We start from the raw sequence: 19,616 nt of genomic DNA, 5'->3' as shown, positions 1-19,616 counted from the left end.
AACTGCACATCATCGACGACGAGCTGCGCTTCGATCCGCCTGCCCTCGTCGACTACGTGGCTTCGCGTGGTATCCACTTCATGGACCTCACGCCGTCCTACGCGCAGCAGCTGATCGCGGCCGGACTGCTGCGGTCCGGGCTGCGCGCGCTGATGCTCGGCGGCGAGGCGACCAATACGCCACTGTGGAACGAGATCCGTTCGTCGAATGTCGTCGGGTACAACTACTACGGCCCCACTGAGACCACAGTGGACGCTGTCTGCGCCCCTCTCGCCGACCACGCCTCGCCTATCATCGGCACACCGATCCGGAATGTCCGCGCGTATGTCCTGGACTCCGCGCTGCGGCCGGTTCCGCCATGTGTGCCGGGCGAGCTGTACCTCGCCGGGCCTCAGGTGGCTCGCGGCTACCTCTCCCGCCCCGGCCTCACCGCGTCCCGCTTCGTCGCCAACCCCTTCGAGCCGGACGAGCGCATGTACGCCACCGGCGACCGCGTCCGCTGGACCACTGCGGGCACCCTGGAGTACTTGGGCCGCAACGACAACCAGGTCAAGATCCGCGGCCACCGCATCGAGCTGGGTGAGATCGAAACCGCGCTCCTCGCCCACCCCTCAGTCACCGAAGCAACCGTCACCGTTCGTAATAACTGCCTCCTCGCCCACGTGGTCGCCAATGAACCCAATGTGGCATTGGTTACGTCTAATGAAACAAATGCCACATTGGGTACAACTACGCTGCGTGAACATCTTGTGGGGGTGCTGCCGGAGTACATGGTGCCGTCGGCGTTCGTGGTGCTGGAGAAGATGCCGCTCACGCCGAGCGGGAAGATCGACCGGCGCGCCCTCCCCGACGTCGAAGCACAGTCGGACGCCGCTTACGTCGAGCCCCGGAACGAGGCGGAGCGGGTCATCGCCGGGGCCTGGACCGAAGTGCTCGGTGTGCAGCGGGTCGGGGCTGAGGACAACTTCTTCTCCCTCGGCGGCGACTCCATCCTGAGCATTCGCGTGATCTCCAAGCTGCGCGAAGCCTTCGGGGTGCACCTGTCCCCGCGCGCGGTGTTCCGCAACCCGACCGTCGCCGGGCTGGCCGCGGCGCTGCCGAAGACCAAGACCGCGGCGATCCCGGTCGTCGCCCGCGCAGAAGACGGCAGGGCGCCGCAGTCCTTTGCGCAGCAACGGTTGTGGTTCCTCGACCAGTTCGAGCCGGACAGCACCGACTACATCTCGCCGACAGCTCTCCGCCTGCGCGGCACGCTCGACGTGGAAGCGCTCAACAGCGCGCTCACGGCACTTGTCGCGCGGCACGAATCATTACGCACGGTCTTCGATGACGGCGTTCAGATCGTCCGCGAGCCCTTCGAGATCCGGGTTCCGGTACAGGACACTACCGCTGAAGAACTTGACGCAATCCTCATCGAGGAGAACAGCACCCCGTTCGATCTGCGTCGCGGGCCGCTGATCCGGACGCGGCTGTTGCGGCTCGGCGACAACGACCACGTGCTGCTCATCGTGTTGCACCACATCATCACCGATGGTTGGTCGGGCGCGGTGCTCACGGACGAGCTGAGCAGCTTGTACGCGGGCCACGACCTGCCGGCACTACCGCTCCAGTACGTCGACTTCGCGCAGTGGCAACGTGAGCAGGTACTCGCCGCCGACCAGCTCGACTTCTGGAAGAAGCAGCTGACCGGCCTCGAACCCCTTGACCTACCGACTGATCACACCCGTCCGGCCGTGCGCGGAGCGGCCGGAGCGATGTACGAGTTCTTGGTGCCCGCAGAAGTGCTCGCGCGGCTCAAGCGGCTCGGGACCGCGCAGGACGGCACGCTGTTCATGACCTTGCTCGCCGCGTGCAAGGTGTTGTTCGCCCGCTACTCCGGGCAGGACGACATCGCGGTGGGTACCGCCGCCTCCGGTCGGGAACGCGCTGAGCTGGAGCGCGTCATCGGCATGTTCATCAACACGCTCGTTCTTCGGTCCACTGTGGACCTTGCGAGCACGTTCACCGCGTTCCTCGGCGAAGTCCGGCGCACCGTGCTGGACTCCTTCGCGCGCCAGGACGTCCCGTTCGAGCGCGTGGTCGACGCGGTCCAGCCCGACCGCGACCCGAGCCGCAACCCGCTGTTCGACGTCATGGTGCTGCTCCAGAACACCGCCAGCGAGGTTCCCGACCTCGCCGGGCTCGACGTCTCCCAGGTGCAGCTGCCCGTCGTGACGTCCACATGCGACATCACCGTGGAGTTCCAGGAGGCCGGCCCCGTCCTGCTGGGCGCCATCGAGTACAGCACCGAACTGTTCGACGAGCCGACCATCGCGCGGTTCACCGAACACCTCGTCGTCCTGCTGACCGCGATCGCCGCCGACCCGGACCGCCCGCTCTCCGCCCTGCCGCTGATGACCGAGTCCGAGCGCACGCGCGTTCTGACGACGTGGAACTCCACAGCTCTCGAAGTGCCGAAGTCGACCTTCCCCGCGATGTTCCAGGCCCAGGCCGCTCGCACCCCGGACGCCACGGCGCTGGTGTTCGAGGAGCAGCGCTACAGCTTCGCGGAGCTGGACGCGCTCACGAACCGCCTTGCCCACCGGCTCGTTCGTCGGGAGGCGGGGCCGGAGAAGATCGTCGCACTGCGCCTGCCGCGCTCCGCGGACATGGTGATCGCGATCATCGCGGTGCAGAAGGCGGGCGCGGCGTACCTGCCGATCGACCCGAAGCTGCCCGCCGAGCGCATCGAGTTCATGCTTGCCGACGCCCGGCCCGAACTGGTGCTGATGGAGCTCCCTGACTGCTCCGATGAGCCGGACACGCCGCTGGCCGACCCGCTTCCCGAGCACGCCGCCTACGTCATCTACACCTCGGGCTCGACCGGCAAGCCAAAGGGCGTGGTGGTCGCGCACGCGGGCCTGGTGAACCTGCTTGTCAGCCACCGCAACGACTTCGTGGCCGATGCCGGCGGAGAACGGCTGAGAGTCGCACTGTCCGCGGTGTTCTCCTTCGACACGTCACTCGAAGGTCTCGTGCTCCTCGCGGACGGCCACGAGTTGCACGTGATCTCCGACTCCGTCCGCATGGAACCGCACCTGTTCGCCGAGTACGTCCAGCGCTGTGAGATCGACTTCCTGGACCTCACCTCGTCGTACGCACAGCAGCTGATCCCGGCGGGCCTGCTCTCGGGGCAGCACAAGCCGAAGATCCTGTCCCTCGGTGGCGAGGCGGTCAGCGAACCACTGTGGCGCGAGTTGTCCACTATGGACACCACGACCACCTACAACTACTACGGTCCCACCGAAGTCACCGTGGACGCGGTGTCCACGCGTTTGGCCGGGGAGCGGCCCGTGATCGGCCGTCCGCTCCGCAACCTCCAGGCATACGTGCTCGACGGCTCGCTGCGCCCGACACCGATCGGAGTCCCCGGCGAGCTGTACCTGGCCGGTGTCCAACTCGCTCGCGGCTATCTCAACCGCCCAGGTCTGACCGCGTCCCGCTTCGTCGCCAACCCCTTCGAGCCCGGATCGCGTATGTACGCCACCGGCGACCGCGTCCGCTGGACCGCGTCAGGTGTTCTCGACTACCTCGGCCGCACCGACAACCAGGTCAAGATCCGTGGCCACCGCATCGAACTCGGCGAGATCGAAACCGCGCTCCTCGCCCACCCCTCCGTCACCGAGGCGGCGGTGGTGGCACGCGAGAACCGTCTCCTCGCCTACACCACGTCAGGCGAGGACCTGCGTGATCACCTCGCGCGGACGCTGCCGGAGTACATGATCCCCAGCGTCTTCGTGGCGCTGGACCAGATGCCGCTCACTCCGAGCGGGAAGATCGACCGACGCGCGCTGCCCGACGTGGAGGCACAGTCCGTTATCGGCTTCGTCGAGCCCGAAGCGGGGGTCGAGGCACAGCTCGCGGCGATCTGGGCCGATGTGCTCGGGGTCGAGCGGGTCGGCGCGCGGGACAACTTCTTCGGCCTCGGCGGCGACTCCATCCTGAGCATGCAGGTGGTGTCACGGGCGCGGCAGGCGGGATTGCGGGTCACGTCGAAGGACATCTTCCTCCGGCAGACCATCGCCGAACTCGCGGTCGGGGTCACCCCGGACGTGGTGGCCGAACGCGTCGACGAGGTGATCACCGGCCCGGTGCCGCTGACGCCGATCCAGCAGTGGTTCTTCGCGACACAGGACCCGGCGAAGCACTACACGATGTCCATGCACGTCGAGCTGGCTCCCGACGTCGACGAGGACGCGCTGCGGACCGCGTTGTCCGCTGTGGCGCACCACCACGAAGCACTGCGCAGCCGGTTCAACGGGCTGAGCCAGGACCTCGGCGACGACTACGACGTGCTGTCCATCGACGGCGACGCGTACACCATTCAGTCCACTATGGACGTCCATGATGGACGGTTGTTCCTAGTGATCCTGTTCCGTGAACCGGCGCCGCGTCTGTTCATTGCGGCACACCACCTCGTGATCGACGGTGTGTCGTGGCGAATCCTGCTGGAGGACCTGGAGACGGCCTATGCCCAGGCCGCCGAGGGCAAGACCGTCGACCTCGGCGTCAAGAGCACGAGCTTCCGGGGCTGGGCGAAGCTCCTCGCCGAGCACGTCCACAGTGGACAGCTGGACGACGCTCTACCCCACTGGTCGGCACTGCCCGAAGCCGAGCCGATCCCGGTCGACCACAACGGTGGTAACACGGTCGGCACAGCGCGTGGCGTCTCCGTCAGCCTGACCGAGGATGAGACGAACGCGTTGCTGCACAACGTTCCTGGCGTCTACCGGACGCAGGTGAACGACGTGCTGCTGAGCGCGCTCGGCCGGGCTGTCGCGGACTGGACGGGCTCGAACACCGCACGGATCACGCTGGAGGGACACGGCCGCGAGGAGATCTTGGACGGTGTCGACCTCTCGCGCACGATCGGCTGGTTCACCAGCCAGTTCCCGGTCGCGCTGGTCATCCCCGACGAGGGCTGGGGTCCGACGCTCAAGTCCGTCAAGGAACAGCTCCGGGCGATCCCGCACCGCGGCCTCAGCTTCGAGGCGCTGCGCTACCTCCGGGGCGGTCTCAACCGGCACGAGCTGCCGGAGATCTGCTTCAACTACCACGGCTCGTTCGGCGTGGGCGATGAGGGAAGCGGCCTGATTCGCGCTCGCTGCGCGGAAATCGGGCAGAACCAGCCTGATGACGCCGAGCGCGGGCACCTGCTCGACATCACCGGTGGCGTCGAGGACGGCGTGCTCCGGCTCGACTGGGAGTACTCCGCCGAGGTCCACGACGAAGCCACGGTGCGGCGCGTCGCCGAAGCGATGGTGCGGGCGCTGCGGGAGATCATCGAGCACTGCGCCCAGCCAGGAGTTAGTGGCCGCACGCCGTCGGACTTCCCGCTGGCGAAGCTCACCCAGGACCAGGTCGACGCGATCGGCGATGTCGAGGACATCTACCCGCTGACGCCTTTGCAGGCGGGAATGTTGTTCCACAGCTTGGTGGACACGGACACCACCGCCTACTTCAACCAGACCAGGATGCGGTTGTCCGGCGTCTCCGACCCACGGTTGCTGGGCGAGGCGTGGCAACGCGTCGTCGACCGCACCCCGATCCTGCGCACGTCCGTGGTGTGGGAAGGCGTGGACGAACCACTCCAGGTCGTGCACCGCGATGTGACGCTGCCGATCAGCTACTCGGAGGTCGACGTCGAGGCCGACCGCTCCGCCGGTATGGACATGACGGCCGCGCCGCTCATGCGGCTCACGATCGGCCGCGTCTCCGACGACGAGATCGATCTACTGTGGACTTCGCACCACATCCTGCTGGACGGGTGGAGCACGTCGCAGGTTTTCGGCGAGGTCATCGAAGAGTACGTCGGCAAGCCCTCCCCTGCGTCACGACGGCCGTTCTCCGACTATCTCCGGTGGCTCGGTGAGCAGTCCACTTCGGCGGCGTCGGAGCATTGGCGCCGCGTCTTGGAGGGCTTCGAGACCCCGACCGCGCTGCCCTTCGACCGCGCGCCGGTGGACGCGCACCGCTCGGAATCCACGGCTTCGGTGCGGCTGTCCCTCCAGGCCGACAAGCTCAACGCGGTCGCGCGCTCCGGTGGGCTGACGGTGAACACGCTGGTGCAGGGCGCGTGGGCGCTGTTGCTGGCCCGCTACAGCGGTGAACAGGACGTCGTGTTCGGCACGACGGTGTCCGGACGCCCCGCCGAACTTCCCGGCGCCGAGTCGATCGTCGGCATGTTCATCAACACCGTGCCGACCCGGGTTGGCGTGCGGGACAACGAGAACACGCTCGCGTGGCTGCGGGCGTTGCAGATCGGGCAGAGCGAGTCGCGGCGGTTCGACTTCGTGTCGCTGGCCCAGCTCCAGAGCATCGTCGGTGGCGTGCGGCTGTTCGACAGCATGCTGGCGTTCGAGAACTACCCGATGAGCGGCGGTGACCTGGACGGCGCTCCGCGGCTCGGCGCGGCGGAGGGCTTGGACATCACCAACTTCCCGCTCAGCGTCGCGGCCTACCTGGACGACGACAACCCGGTGCTCCGGATCGAGCTGGCCTATGACCCCAAGCTCTTCGATTCGTCCACTATGGACACACTCGCGGGGCGCTTGGAGCTGCTGCTGACGGGGATCGCGGAGAACCCGGACCGCCCGCTCGGCGAGCTGCCGTGGATGTCGGCCGAGGAGCGCACACGCGTTCTGGTCGAATGGAACGCCACCGCCCACGACGTGGCTCCGGCAACGTTCCCTTCGTTGTTCCGGGCTCAGGTCTCACGGACTCCGTCCGCTGTCGCGGTGGTGAGCGATGAGGCACTGTCCTATTCGGACCTCAACGCACGCGCGAACCGTCTGGCGCACAAGCTGATCTCTTTGGGCGCCGGGCCGGAGAAGCTGATCGCTCTCTTGTTGCCGCGCTCGGTGGACATCATCGTCGCGCAGCTCGCCGTGATGAAGGCGGGCGCCGCCTACCTGCCGATCGATCCCGATTATCCGGCTGAGCGCATCGCGTTCATGCTGGAGGACGCGAGTCCACTGGCGGTGCTGACGCCGCGGGATCTGGACTCGCTCTCCGACGACGACAGCGATCCCGTGGTCGAACTGCATCCGTCGAACACGGCGTACGTGATCTACACGTCGGGTTCCACGGGCAGGCCGAAGGGCGTCGCGGTCTCCCACGCGGGCCTGGCCAGCTTCGCTTCCGCCGAGGTCTCACACTTCGATGTCTCTCCGGGCGATCGGGTGCTGGAGTTCTCCTCGCCGAGCTTCGACGCGTCCGTGCTGGAGCTCTGCATGTCGCTCACCGCGGGCGCTTCCCTTGTTGTTCCGCCGCCCGGCCCGCTCGTCGGCTCCCAGCTCTCCGACGTGATCAACTCTCGTGGCGTGACGCACGCGCTGATCCCGCCTGTCGCACTGGCCACTGTGGACAGTGATCTGCCGTCGTTGCGGACGTTGGTCGTCGGCGGTGACGCATGCTCGGCCGAGCTGGTTGCGCGGTGGGCCCCGGGTCGCCGCATGATCAACGCGTACGGGCCGACCGAGGCGACCGTGGTGTCGACGTGGAGTTCCGCACTCGTTCCCGGCGCTGTTCCGGCGATCGGCGGCCCGATCCGCAACACCCGCGCGTACGTGCTGGACTCCGCGCTTCGGCCCGTGCCGCCCGGTGTCGCCGGTGAGCTGTACGTCGCGGGTGTCGGCCTCGCCCGCGGTTATCTCTCGCGTCCGGCCCTCACCGCTTCGCGCTTCGTCGCCAACCCCTTCGAGCCGGGTTCGCGCATGTACCGCACCGGTGACATCGTCCGCTGGAGCCTTGCCGGAGACCTGCACTTCGTAGGCCGCGCCGACGACCAGGTCAAGATCCGCGGATTCCGCATCGAACTGGGCGAGATCGAAACCGCCCTCCTAACCCACCCCTCCATCTCCCAAGCCGCCGTCATCGCCCACTCCCCCACCCCCGACACCAAACGCCTGGTCGCCTACCTAACCCCCAAGATCAACGCCGCGTTTGGTGCGTCTAACTCCCTGAATGAGTCATTCAGGGCCTCTAACTCCCCCAATGACTCATTCAGGGAATCTAACGCACCAAACGCGTCATTGGGAATGATTGTCGAAGACGTGCGCGAGTACTTGAAGAGCACGTTGCCGGAGTACATGGTGCCGTCGGCGTTCGTGGTGTTGGACGAGCTGCCGATGAGTGCGAATGGGAAGTTGGATCGTAGGGCCCTGCCCGCGCCGGAGCGGGAGGCGGCGAGCGGGGTGGCTCCGCGCACGGACGAAGAGCGCACCATGGCCGAGATCTGGGCGGAGGTGCTGGGCACGGCGGTCGGGGTGAACGACAACTTCTTCACGCTCGGCGGCGACTCGATCCTGAGCATCCGGGTCACGTCACGCGTGCGCGCGGCCTTCGACGTGGAGATCTCCCCGCGCGAGCTGTTCAGCAACCCCACGGTCGCCGAGCTGACCGCCGCGATCACCGGGCACACCGCGGCGGAGGCGATCCCGATCGTGCCCCGCGACGCGAACCTGCCGCTTTCCTTTGCGCAGCAACGGCTGTGGTTCCTCAACGACTTCGATCCGGACAGCACGGAGTACCTGACGCCGCTCGCTGTCCGCCTGCGTGGTGACCTGGACGTCGCCGCGTTGAGCCGCGCGATGTCGAGGCTGGTCGCCCGGCACGAGTCGCTGCGCACGACGTTCGAAGCCGTGGACGGACGCGGAGTCCAGCGAATCCACCCGCCGGAGCCCATCCGGATTCCGGTGATCGACACGAATGACCTCGACGCCGCGCTCGCGGAGGAGAGCACGAAACCGTTCGACCTCACCACTGGGCCGCTCCTGCGCGCCGTGCTGTTCCGCACCGATCCGCGGGAGCACGTGCTCGCGCTGACCATGCACCACATCGTCACCGACGGCTGGTCCGGCGGCGTGATCACGGGTGATCTGGCCGAGCTGTACCGGGCCGAGCTTCTGGGTGTGCGAGCGCGACTGTCGGAGCTCCCGGTGCAGTACGCCGACTTCGCCGCGTGGCAGCGCGGTCGGGCCGATGTGCTGGAGACGCAGCTCGGTTACTGGAAGCGGCAGCTCGACGGCGTCGCACCACTGGAACTGCCGACCGACCGGCCTCGTCCCGCTGTGCACACGACCAACGGCGGCAACGTGGAGTTCGTCGTGCCTGGAGCCGATCAGCTCCGGGACTTGGCGCGGCGCCAGGACGGCACGCTGTTCATGGTGCTGGTCGCCGCGTGCAAGGTGTTGTTCCACCGCTGGTCCGGCCAGCGCGACGTCGCGGTCGGCACGGTCGCCTCCGGCCGCGAGCGCGCGGAGTTGGAGCGGCTGGTCGGGTTCTTCGTCAACACCCTCACGCTGCGGTCCATTGTGGACTCAGAGAGGACGTTCACGGAGTTCCTCGGCGGTGTCAAGGAAACGGTGCTCGACGCTTTCGCCAACCAGGACGTCCCGTTCGAGCGCGTCGTCGACGCCGTGCAACCGGACCGCGACACCAGCAGGACGCCGCTGTTCCAGGCGATGGTGGTGCTGCAGAACCTGCCTGGCCACGCCGAGGGACTGCTGGGTCTGGAGGCCGAAGACGTCGAGCTGCCCGTGACCTCGGCAAGCCTCGACCTCACCGTGGAGTTCTACGAGCCCGGTCTCACCGGTGTGATCAACTACAACGCGGACCTGTTCGACCACGCCACGGTCCAGCGGCTGGCTGATCAGCTCTCCGTTGTGCTGCAAGGCATCGCCGCGAACCCAGATCGTCCGTTGTCCCAACTCCCCGTGCTCACCGAACACGAAGAGCGCCGCCTCATCACCACGTGGAACGACACTGAGCGTGAGATCGAGCCGATGACCTTCGCAGAGCTGGTGGAAGCACAGGTCGACAGGACACCGGACGAACCCGCGCTGGTGTTCGACGGCGGCTGGATGAGCTTCTCCGACCTCAACGCGCGAGCGAACCGCCTGGCCAGGCATCTGATCACGCAAGGTGCCGGGCCAGAGCGGATCGTCGCGGTCATGCTGCCCCGCTCGGTGGACATCATCATCGCGGAGCTGGCCGTGGCGAAGACCGGCGCGGCGTTCCTACCCGTCGACCCGGCTTACCCGGCCGAGCGGATCGAGTTCATGCTCGCCGACGCGAACCCGGTATTTGTCCTCGACAACGTCGAAGAAGCGTCCACAATGGACGATTCCGATCTGGACGTTCGTCCGCAGCCGGACAACGCGGCGTACGTGATCTACACATCGGGTTCGACGGGGCGCCCCAAGGGTGTTGTCGTCTCGCACCGCGGCCTCGCCAGCTTCTCGGCGGCCGAGGCGGAACGCTTCGATGTGCGTGCGGGTGACCGCGTGCTGGAGTTCTCCTCCCCCAGCTTCGACGCTTCCGTGCTGGAGTTGTGCATGTCGTTGCCGGTCGGCGCCGCGCTCGTGGTGCCTCCGCCCGGCCCACTCCTCGGTGACCAGCTCGCCGAGGTGATCAACACGCACGGCGTCACCCACGCGCTGATCCCACCCGTCGCACTGGCCACTGTGGACGATGATCTTCCATCGTTGCGAACACTGGTCGTCGGCGGAGACGCGTGTTCGGCGGAGCTGACCTCGACGTGGGCTCCCGGACGCCACATGATCAACGCATACGGGCCGACAGAGTCCACAGTGGTCACGACGTGGAGCGAGCCCCTCGTGCCCGGTGCGCTCCCGCCGATCGGCAAGCCGATCCCGAACACCCGGGTCTACGTGCTCGACGCCGCGCTCAACCCGGTGCCGATCGGGGTTCCCGGTGAGCTGTACGTCGCCGGGGACGGCCTGGCACGCGGCTACCTCTCGCGGCCGGACCTGACCGCGGAACGCTTCGTCGCCAACCCCTTCGAGTCCGGTTCGCGCATGTACCGCTCCGGCGACATCGTCCGGTGGAGCCTCGCTGGAGACCTGCACTTCGTGGGCCGCGCCGACGAACAGGTCAAGGTCCGGGGCTTCCGCATCGAACTGGGCGAGATCGAAACCGCTCTCCTCGCCCACCCATCGGTGACCCAGGCAGCGGTGATCGCCCAAGCCAACCGCCTGGTCGCGTACGTGGTCGGCGACAGCGCGGGGCTGCGCGAGCACCTCGCCGAGTCGCTGCCGGAGTACATGGTGCCCGCCGCGTTCGTGGTGCTCGACGAGCTGCCGATGACGACGAACGGGAAGCTGGATCGAAGGGCGTTGCCGGAGCCGGATCTGAGCACGGCGCAGGCGGAGTACGTCGCACCGAGCACTCCCGTCGAGGCCACGTTGGCCGAGATCTGGGCGGATGTGCTCGGGTTGGAGCGGGTCGGCGTGGCGGACAACTTCTTCAGCCTCGGCGGCGACTCCATCCTCAGCATCCAGGTGTCCGCGCGGGCGCGGCAGGCCGGACTCCGCCTGGCCACCAAGGAGTTGTTCCTGCACCAGACGATCGGCGCGCTCGCCCCGCACGTCCAGCCGCTCAAGGACGAAGCCGACCGGGCGGACGTGGTGGGCGATGTCCCGTTGACGCCGATCCAGCACTGGTTCTTCGGCTCGGACCGCGTGAATCCGCACCACTTCAACCAGTCCCACTTCGTGGAGCTAGCGGACCGACCGAATGTGGACGCGCTCCGCCAAGCCCTGAACGCCTTGCTGGCACACCACGACGCGCTGCGCATGCGGTTCGAACAGCGCGACGGCCAGTGGCACCAGTACAACGCCGAGGTGAACCCGGTCGACATCCTCACACTGTCTACAAAGGACGACATGGAGGCCGTCGCCGACGAGGTGCACGCGAGTTTCAACCTCGGCACCGGACCGCTGTTCAAGGCGGTGCTGTTCGACGACGAAAAGCTCTTCCTCGTCGCGCACCACCTCGTCGTGGACGGCGTGTCGTGGCGAATCCTGCTGGACGACCTCGACAAGGCATACCACCAGGCACTTCGCGGCGAGAAGATCGACCTGGGCGGGAAGACCACGTCATTCCGCGACTGGTCGCGGCGGCTCGAAGAGTTCGTCGCTCAGGGCGGACTCGACCACGAGCGCGCGTACTGGGCCTCCGCCATGGACGCCGCCGAACTTCCAGTCCACCAAGGCGAGCCGGGCGCGGTCCCGGTGCTGCTCAGCGCGGAGGACACCGAAGCGCTGCTGCGCGGCGCACCCACCGCCTACCGCACACGGATCAACGACGTGCTGCTGGCGGCGCTCGCTTGGGCACTGTCGCGGTGGACCGGTGAGAAGCGCGTTTCCATTGTCCTGGAAGGACATGGTCGGGAGGACGTGCTGGACGGGGTGGACCTGAGCAGCACGGTCGGCTGGTTCACCACGGTGTACCCCGTCACGCTGACCGTGCCCGAAGGCGGCTGGCGGGAGCTGGTGAAGTCGGTGCGCAAACAGCTGCGCAAGGTGCCGGGCAACGGGTTCGGCTACGGAGCACTCCGATACCTCGGCGGAATGCCGGAAAGCGGAACCGGACCGCAGATCTCGTTCAACTACCTGGGCCAGTTCGACTCCAAGGCCCAGGACGCCGAGCACAGCCTGTACCGGACCGCGCTTCCCTCGATCGGCGCCGACCTCGATCCCCGCGACGGCGGCGGGCACCAGGTCGACGTGGTCGGCGAGGTCTCCGACGGGGTGCTCGGCTTCTCCTGGTACTGCCACGACACGGAGGCGGTCGCCGAGGTAGCCGCCGACTTCGGAGCCGCACTGCGCGGGATCGCTGAGGACTGCCGATGACCACGACAGTTCCCCTGTCCCGCAACAGGAACTACACGATCCTGTGGAGCAGCCAGGCCCTGGCCGAGGTCGGCTTCAGCGCGACGTCGTTCGCGTTCCCGTTGCTGGCGCTGGTGATCACCGGCTCGCCGGTGGTCGCGGGCGCGATCGTCGCGGTGGAGTCGCTCGGCCAGGTGCTGGTCGGCCTGCCCGCGGGCGCGCTGGTCGACCGCTGGGACCGCAAGAAGATCATGGTGTGGTGCGAGGCGGCACAGGCGGTCTCGCTCGGCAGCCTGGTCGCGGGGCTGTTCTGGGACGTCGTGCCGGTACCGCACCTGGTCGCGGTCGCGGCGGTGATGGGCATCTGCCGCGCGCTGTTCGAGCCCGCCGAGGACGCGTGCCTGCCGAACCTCGTCGCGGAGAACCAGCTCTCCACGGCGATCGGGCTCAACGCGGCGCGCAGCGCGCTCGGCGACTCGGGCGGCAAGGCGCTCGGCGGTGTCCTTTATGGACTGAACAGGACCTTTCCCTTCCTGCTGGACATGATCACGCATGTGATCGGCTTCTTCGCGCTGCTGTTCCTCCGCGTTCCCGCGCGCGAACGCGTCAGCACCGAGAAGCCGCACCTCGGCCGGGAGATCGCCGAAGGGCTGCGGTGGGTGTGGCAGCGCAAGGAGATCCGCGTGACCACGATCTGCGCGGCCGTGCTGAACATGTTCTTCGCGGGCTTCTACCTGGTCGTCCTGGTGCTGGCGCACGGGAAAGGAATCCCCGAGGCGGAGCTGGGCGTCATGGCGGCGATGCTGGGCGTCGGCGGGATCGTGGGCTCGCTGTTCGCGCCCGCGCTGTGCGAGCGGTTGAGCCCGTACCTGTCGATCGTCGGCGTGTTCTGGGGTGTGACGCTGCTGACCCCGTTGACGTTGTTGTTCGACAGCGGCTATCTGATCGGTGTCCTTTTTGGACTGATGGCCCTGCTCGCGCCGACCGCGAACACCACGATCAGCACGCACCAGATGCTGATCACCCCGGACGAGCTGCGCGGCAGGCTGGGCAGCGTGCTCACGCTCGTGGTCGGCGCCGCGTTCGGCCTCGGTTCCCTCATCGGCGGCCAGCTCGCCGCGGCGCTGCCGCCCACCGCCGCCGTGCTCACCTGCACGGGCGGGATCGCGGCGGTCACGCTCCTGGTGACGCTGAACCCGACTCTGCGTCGTTATCCCGCACGGACTTGAGGTCGTCGCACAGCAGCGTCGACTCGTCCACGGCTCCCGTGCGATAGGCAGCGCGCCCGAGGAACTGCGAGAGCACCGGCGCGGTCAGCATCTGGAACAGTGCGACCAACGCCAACCCGACCGCGTACGACGGGGGCAGTCGCAGTGCTGTGCCCACGAGGATCAGCAGCAGCCCCAGGGTCTGCGGTTTGGTCGCCGCCTGCAGGCGGCTCGGCACGTCCGGCAGCCGCAGCATGCCCACCGCGCCGAGCACGCAGAACAGCGCGCCGCTGAGCAGGAGGACCGCGGAGAGCACGTTCATCGCTGGTCCTTCCTGCCCTCGATGAGCCGGACCGCGCCGATCGAACCGAGGAAGCCCAGCAGAGTGATCGCCAGCAACAGCGCGATGTTCATCGCCCGCCCCGACTGCGCCATCTCCACGGCGACCCCGCACGCGATCAGCACCACGAGGACGTCCACCGCGAGGACGCGGTCCAGCGTTCTCGGCCCGCGCACGAGCCGGACCAGCGTCAGCATCCCGGCAAGTACCAGCAATCCGAAGGTGATCGTGAAGACAACGCTCATCCCGGCTCCCCGAATGCCTTGATCACCCGGCGTTGCAGGCCGAGCACGTCCGCCCGCGCGCGGTCCACCTCCGCGGCCGAGCGCACCCCGAGGGCGTAGACGTAGAAGACCCGCTCCCGCCGATCGAGCTGGAGCACGAACTTGCCCGGCCCCAACGACAACAGGTTCGCCGCCGTGGCGATCACGTAGTCCTCGTCGGAGAGCACGGGCACCGCGATCACCGCCGCGCGCACCTTCCGCCCGTACCGCGCCGCGTCCCACGCGACCCGGATACCGGAGATCACCAGGTCCGCCACCAGGAACAGCCCGAGCCCGACCAGGCGGTGCGGGCGCCGCAGCACCCGCGACCGCACCGGCGGCAGCGGGTAGAGCAGGAGCACGCCCGCCGCCACCACCGCGCCGAGCAGCACCAGCCCGAGGTCGGCGGAGCCCCACAGCATCAGCCAGACCACGACCAGCCAGACGAACGTCGAGATCATCGGGCGGCCCCCAGAACGGCCTCGCGGTAGGACTTCCCGTCGATCAGGTCGTTCGCGGCGCGCCCGCTGACCCCGGCAAGCGGCCCGGCGAAGACCGCGATCGCCACCCCCGCCGCGACGAGCGCCCCAGTCGCGGTGACCATGCCGCGCGAGGTGTTCCCGGTGCCCACGGTGACCTCGTCTGTGGGATCGGGGTCCTCGTACGGCGGCCGCGCCTCGCCCCAGAACGCGCCGACCCAGATCTTGGTCACCGCGTACAGGCTGAGCAGGCTGGTCAGCACCGCGCCACCGGTCACCAGGTAGGCGGTGAACGTCGCCGACTCCGCACCCGCCCGCAGCAGCGCGATCTTCGCGACGAAGCCCGAGAACGGCGGCACCCCCGCGAGGCTCAACGCCGAAATGGCGAACAGCACGGCCACCAAGGGATAAGCCGTGGCAACACCCGACATCGCGCGCAGCGACACGGTCCCGGTGTGCCGCGTGATCAGACCGCCGACCAGGAACAGGGAAGCCTGCACGGTGATGTGGTGCACCACGTAGAGGATCACGCCGGTCAGACCGATCTCGGTGTAGAGCGCGAGACCGAAGAGCATGTAGCCGATGTGGCTGACCAGCAGGAAGGACATCATCCGGTTGATATCGTTCTGCGCCAACGCTCCCAGGGCTCCGACGAGCATCGTCAGCAGCGCGGTCACCAGCAGCAGCGTCCAGATCGCCTCGCTGGTGAAGATCAGCGTCTGGGTCCGGATCAGCGCGTACACGCCGACCTTGGTGAGCAGCCCGGCGAACACCGCGGTCACCGGCGCGGGCGCGGTGGGATAGCTGTCCGGCAACCAGAAGTGCAGTGGCACCAACGCGGCCTTGATGCCGAACACCACCACGGTGAACAACCCGAGGCTGGTCCGGATGCCCGGCGGCAGCGCGGCCACCTTGTCCGCGAGGTCGGCCAGGTTCACCGTGCCGGTCGCCGCGTAGACCAGCGCGATCATCGTGATGAACAGCAGCGAGGAGGTCAGGCTGACGATCACGTAGGTCATGCCCGCGCGGACCCGCTGTGCCGTGGTGCGCCTGGTGATCAGCACGTAGGACGCGGACAGCATGATCTCGAACCCGACGAACAGCGTGAACAGGTCGCCGGTGACGTAGCAGAGCGCGACCCCCGCGCACAGCACGAGGTACATGGGGTGGAAGGTGTTCGACGCGGTGTCGCGGCCGTAGTCGGTGATCCGCTGGCCGATCGAGAAGACCAGCACGGCCAGCGTGACGATGGCGGAAACCAGCAGCAGCAACGCCGAGAGCCGGTCGGCGACCAGGGTGATCCCGATCGGCGGGCCGTAGCCGCCCATCCGCAGCACCACCGGACCCGCGCGGTCGACGTGCGCCAGCAGCACCGCCGCGTCGACCACGATCGCCGAGAGCACCAGTACGCCGAGCACGCGCTGGACTCGCGGGAAGGTGTTGAACACCAACGACAACGCGGCCGCGAGCAGGGGCAGCAGGACCGGGAGCGCGACCAGGATGCTCACGGGGCGGCCTCCTGCACGAGGTCGTTGCGCTCGGCGGTGGTGCCGACGCGGCGGTCCTCCACGTCGTCCTGCACCTCGTCGTGCCCGAGCAGCACGAACGACCGGAAAGCCAGCGCCAGCAGGAAGGTGGTCAGCGCGAAGGTGATCACGATCGCCGTCAGCGCCATGGCCTGCGGCAACGGGTCGACCATGACCTCCGGTGCGGCGAGCCCGGCGAACGGCGGCACTCCGGGCGGTCCGCCCGCGCCCTGGAGGAACAGGTTGGCGCCGTGGCCGAGGATGACGATGCCCAGGATCACCCGCACCAGGGAGCGCTGCATCAACAGGTAGAAGCCCACGGAGTAGAGCCCGGCCAGCAGGACCGCCATGGTGATGTTGATCGTCACCGGTCCTCCTCCAGGCTCACGCCGAGGGTGCCGAGCAGGTCGACCACCACGCCCACGATCAACAGGTACACGCCGACGTCCAGGAACAGGCTGGTTGCGAGCTTGACCGGGCCGAACTGCCAGACGTCCGTGGTGAGCACCGGCAGCCCGAACAGCGTCGGCACCAGCGCGGTGATCACCGCGATGCTCAGCCCGGCGCCGATCACCACCGGCGGGCGCACCCGGACCACGGCGGTCAGCTCGACCTTGCCGCCCGCGAGGTAGCGCAGCACGAACGCCAGCCCGGCCACGAGCCCGCCGGTGAATCCGCCGCCGCTGTTGTCGTGCCCGGCGAAGAGCAGGTAGACCGACAGCACGAGCACCGTCGGGAACACGATCCGCGCGCACACCTCGAGCAGCAGCGACCTCGGCCAGCCGTTGCAGTCCTGCTCGGTGAGCAGCCAGCGCTCGCGCGGCGCGTCCCACTCCCACCACGGTTCCCGGCTCATCGGTCCGCCTTCCGCCGAGCCCGCTGCGAGGCCAGGATCAGGCTCGCCGCGCCGGTCGCCGCGACCGCGAGCACCGCGATCTCGCCGACCGTGTCGAACGCGCGGAAGTCCACGATGATCGCGTTCACCACGTTGCTCGCCCCCGCGTCCTCCTTGGCGCGCTGGATGTACTCCACGCTCGCCTCGGGCAGGCCGTCCCGGTTGGCGGAGAACAGCACCGCCAACACCGCGACGAAGGTGCCCGCCACGCACGCGACGACGGCCTTCACCCATCGGCCCTCGGTCAGCGGGCGGCGCTCCTCGGTGAACCTCGTCGGCATCCGGCGCAGCACGAAGACGAACACCACCAGGGTCAGCGACTCCACCAGGAACTGCGCGAGCGCCAGGTCCGGCCCGCCGTCCACCAGGAACAGGGCGGCGATGCCGTAGCCGATCACGCCGGTCACCAGCACCGCGGTGAGCCTGCGCCGCGCCAGCACGGCGAGCCCGGCGGCGACGAGGACAGCCACGGCGAGCGGCACCTGCAACCACGAGTCGAACCACTGCGTGCGCGGCAGCGGCGTCAGGCCCGCGAGCAGTCCCGCGCCGGGCACCACGACCGCGACCACCAGGATCACGCCCAGGTAGACCGGGACCGAACCGGCCTGCAACCGGCCGGTGACCCCGCGCGCCACGCTGTCCAGGGCCATCACCACGCGGTCGTAGCCGGTCTGCGCGTGCAGCGCCTCGGGAAGCCTGCCGGGGTGCCCGGTGGCGAAGCGGTGCACCAGGTAGCCACCGCCGAGCACCACCGCCGACAGCAGCAGCGGCACCGTGAAACCGTGCCACAGAGCCAATCCATACGGTTCGGCGACCGGATACGCCGACGCGTAGCCCGCGATCACCGGCTCGACGACGCCCGGCGCGAAGGCCAACACGAGCCCGGCCAGCGCGGGGATCACCACCGGCCCGGCGAGCACCGCTCCCGGCTTCTCACTGTCCACAAGGGATACTCCGGGTTTGCTGCCGAACGCGCCGATGAGGAAACGCAGGCTGTACGCGACCGTCAACGCCGAACCGAGCACCAGGACGGCGAGCACGAACGGCTCCCCCAGCAGCGCCTCGAACGCGGCTTCCTTCCCGACGAAGCCCAGCAGCGGTGGCGCGCCGGCCATGGACGCCGCCGCGAGCACGACGAAGCCGGTGAACGCCGGCCACCGCGCGCCCAGCCCGGAGAGCTCCCGGACGTCCCTGGTGCCGGTGCGCTTGTCGATCACACCGACCGCGAGGAACAACGCGGACTTGAACAACCCGTGCGCCAGCACCATCGTCGCGCCCGCGACAGCCGCGACGTGCTCACCGACGCCCAGCAGCACGATCAGGAAACCGAGCTGGCTGACCGTGCCGAACGCCAGCAGCTTCTTCAGGTCGTGCTCCCGCAGCGCCCGGACACCGCCGAGCACCATCGTCCACGAACCCAGCACCACCAAGGGAATCCACCACGCGGGCAGGTCCGCGAAGCCGGGCGCGAACCGGGCGACGAGGTACACGCCCGCCTTCACCATCGCGGCGGCGTGCAGGTAGGCGCTGACCGGCGTCGGCGCGACCATCGCCGCGGGCAGCCACGGGTGGAACGGCACCTGGGCGGACTTCGTCAGCGCGCCGACGAGCAGCAGGACGACCGCGACCTCGACCACCGCGCCGGACGGCGGGTACGCCACGATCGCGGAGATCCGGAACGTGCCCGCGGCGGTGCCGAGCAGGATCAGCCCGAGCAGCATCGCCAGCCCGCCGAACCCGGTGACCAGCAGCGCCTGCGTGGCCGAGCGGCGCGCGGCCCTGGTCAGCCCGAGCCCGCCGACCAGCAGGAAGGAGCAGACGGTGGTGAACTCCCAGAAGACGTAGAGGGAGAACACGTCGTCGGCGGTGACCAACCCGAACATCGATCCCGCGAAGACCACCAGCAGCGCCGAGTGCCGCCCGATGCCTTCGGGCGGGGTGTAGGCCGCGTAGTAGACGAAGACCAGCGCGCCGACCCCGGACACCAGGACGATCATCAGCAGCGCGAGCGGGTCCAGCCGCAGCGTCAGGTCGAGCCCGATCGTCGGCGCCCAGCTCAGCGACTCCGTGGGCGGGGCTCCATTGAGGACGGTCGCCGACCAGGACACCGCGGTCACGAGCGCGGCCGCGGGCGGCAGGGTGGCCACGACGAACGCGGCCCGGCCCCAGCGCGCGGCGACGGCGGGAAGCAGTGCGGCGACGAGGAAATGCGCGGCGATCAGGATCAACAC

At 68.5% G+C, this 19,616-nt stretch carries 9 protein-coding genes (1 of these 9 only partly in view); 2 read left to right on the top strand and 7 right to left on the bottom strand.

Translation table 11 applies throughout. From position 1 onward, the window contains the following. Positions 1 to 12,695: the 3' portion of a non-ribosomal peptide synthase/polyketide synthase gene (locus NLX83_RS34390; RefSeq protein WP_254239427.1), read on the top strand. 6,424 nt of this gene lie to the left of the window's left edge; only the last 12,695 of its 19,119 coding nucleotides appear in the window; its start codon lies beyond the left edge, outside the window; it ends in the stop codon at positions 12,693 to 12,695. Further along, complete coding sequence (locus tag NLX83_RS34385; protein ID WP_254239426.1) at positions 12,692 to 13,903, top strand: MFS transporter; 1,212 nt, start codon at positions 12,692 to 12,694, stop codon at positions 13,901 to 13,903. Before NLX83_RS34390 ends, NLX83_RS34385 begins: the two co-directional genes overlap by 4 nt. On the opposite strand, the gene mnhG is transcribed toward NLX83_RS34385, so the two are convergent. Genes mnhG through mbhE form a run of 7 tightly spaced genes read right to left on the bottom strand, consistent with a single transcriptional unit; the run spans position 13,848 to position 19,616 of the window. Beyond that, positions 13,848 to 14,204, bottom strand: a complete 357-nt coding sequence (gene mnhG / locus NLX83_RS34380) for a monovalent cation/H(+) antiporter subunit G (RefSeq protein WP_254239425.1) — start codon at positions 14,202 to 14,204, stop codon at positions 13,848 to 13,850. The two genes, NLX83_RS34385 and mnhG, sit on opposite strands and share 56 nt — an antisense overlap. Then, positions 14,201 to 14,467 carry a monovalent cation/H+ antiporter complex subunit F gene (locus NLX83_RS34375; RefSeq protein WP_254239424.1) on the bottom strand — a complete coding sequence of 89 codons (267 nt, stop codon included), beginning with the start codon at positions 14,465 to 14,467 and terminating at the stop codon, positions 14,201 to 14,203. Before NLX83_RS34375 ends, mnhG begins: the two co-directional genes overlap by 4 nt. After that, a complete protein-coding gene (locus NLX83_RS34370) occupies positions 14,464 to 14,946 on the bottom strand; it encodes a Na+/H+ antiporter subunit E (protein ID WP_254239423.1) in 483 nt (160 codons plus the stop codon). Before NLX83_RS34370 ends, NLX83_RS34375 begins: the two co-directional genes overlap by 4 nt. After that, complete coding sequence (locus NLX83_RS34365; protein WP_254239422.1) at positions 14,943 to 16,472, bottom strand: Na+/H+ antiporter subunit D; 1,530 nt, start codon at positions 16,470 to 16,472, stop codon at positions 14,943 to 14,945. Before NLX83_RS34365 ends, NLX83_RS34370 begins: the two co-directional genes overlap by 4 nt. Continuing rightward, positions 16,469 to 16,858, bottom strand: coding sequence for a Na(+)/H(+) antiporter subunit C (locus tag NLX83_RS34360; RefSeq protein WP_254239421.1), 390 nt, complete (start codon positions 16,856 to 16,858; stop codon positions 16,469 to 16,471). Before NLX83_RS34360 ends, NLX83_RS34365 begins: the two co-directional genes overlap by 4 nt. Then, complete coding sequence (locus NLX83_RS34355; RefSeq protein ID WP_254239420.1) at positions 16,855 to 17,346, bottom strand: MnhB domain-containing protein; 492 nt, start codon at positions 17,344 to 17,346, stop codon at positions 16,855 to 16,857. The genes NLX83_RS34360 and NLX83_RS34355 overlap by 4 nt, the downstream gene beginning before the upstream one ends. Continuing rightward, positions 17,343 to 19,616, bottom strand: a complete 2,274-nt coding sequence (gene mbhE / locus NLX83_RS34350; protein ID WP_254239419.1) for a hydrogen gas-evolving membrane-bound hydrogenase subunit E — start codon at positions 19,614 to 19,616, stop codon at positions 17,343 to 17,345. Before mbhE ends, NLX83_RS34355 begins: the two co-directional genes overlap by 4 nt.

The organism is Allokutzneria sp. A3M-2-11 16 (genome assembly GCF_024213555.1).
In the GTDB taxonomy this organism is placed as follows: domain Bacteria; phylum Actinomycetota; class Actinomycetes; order Mycobacteriales; family Pseudonocardiaceae; genus Allokutzneria.
This window is presented reverse-complemented; position numbering and strand designations above follow the sequence as displayed.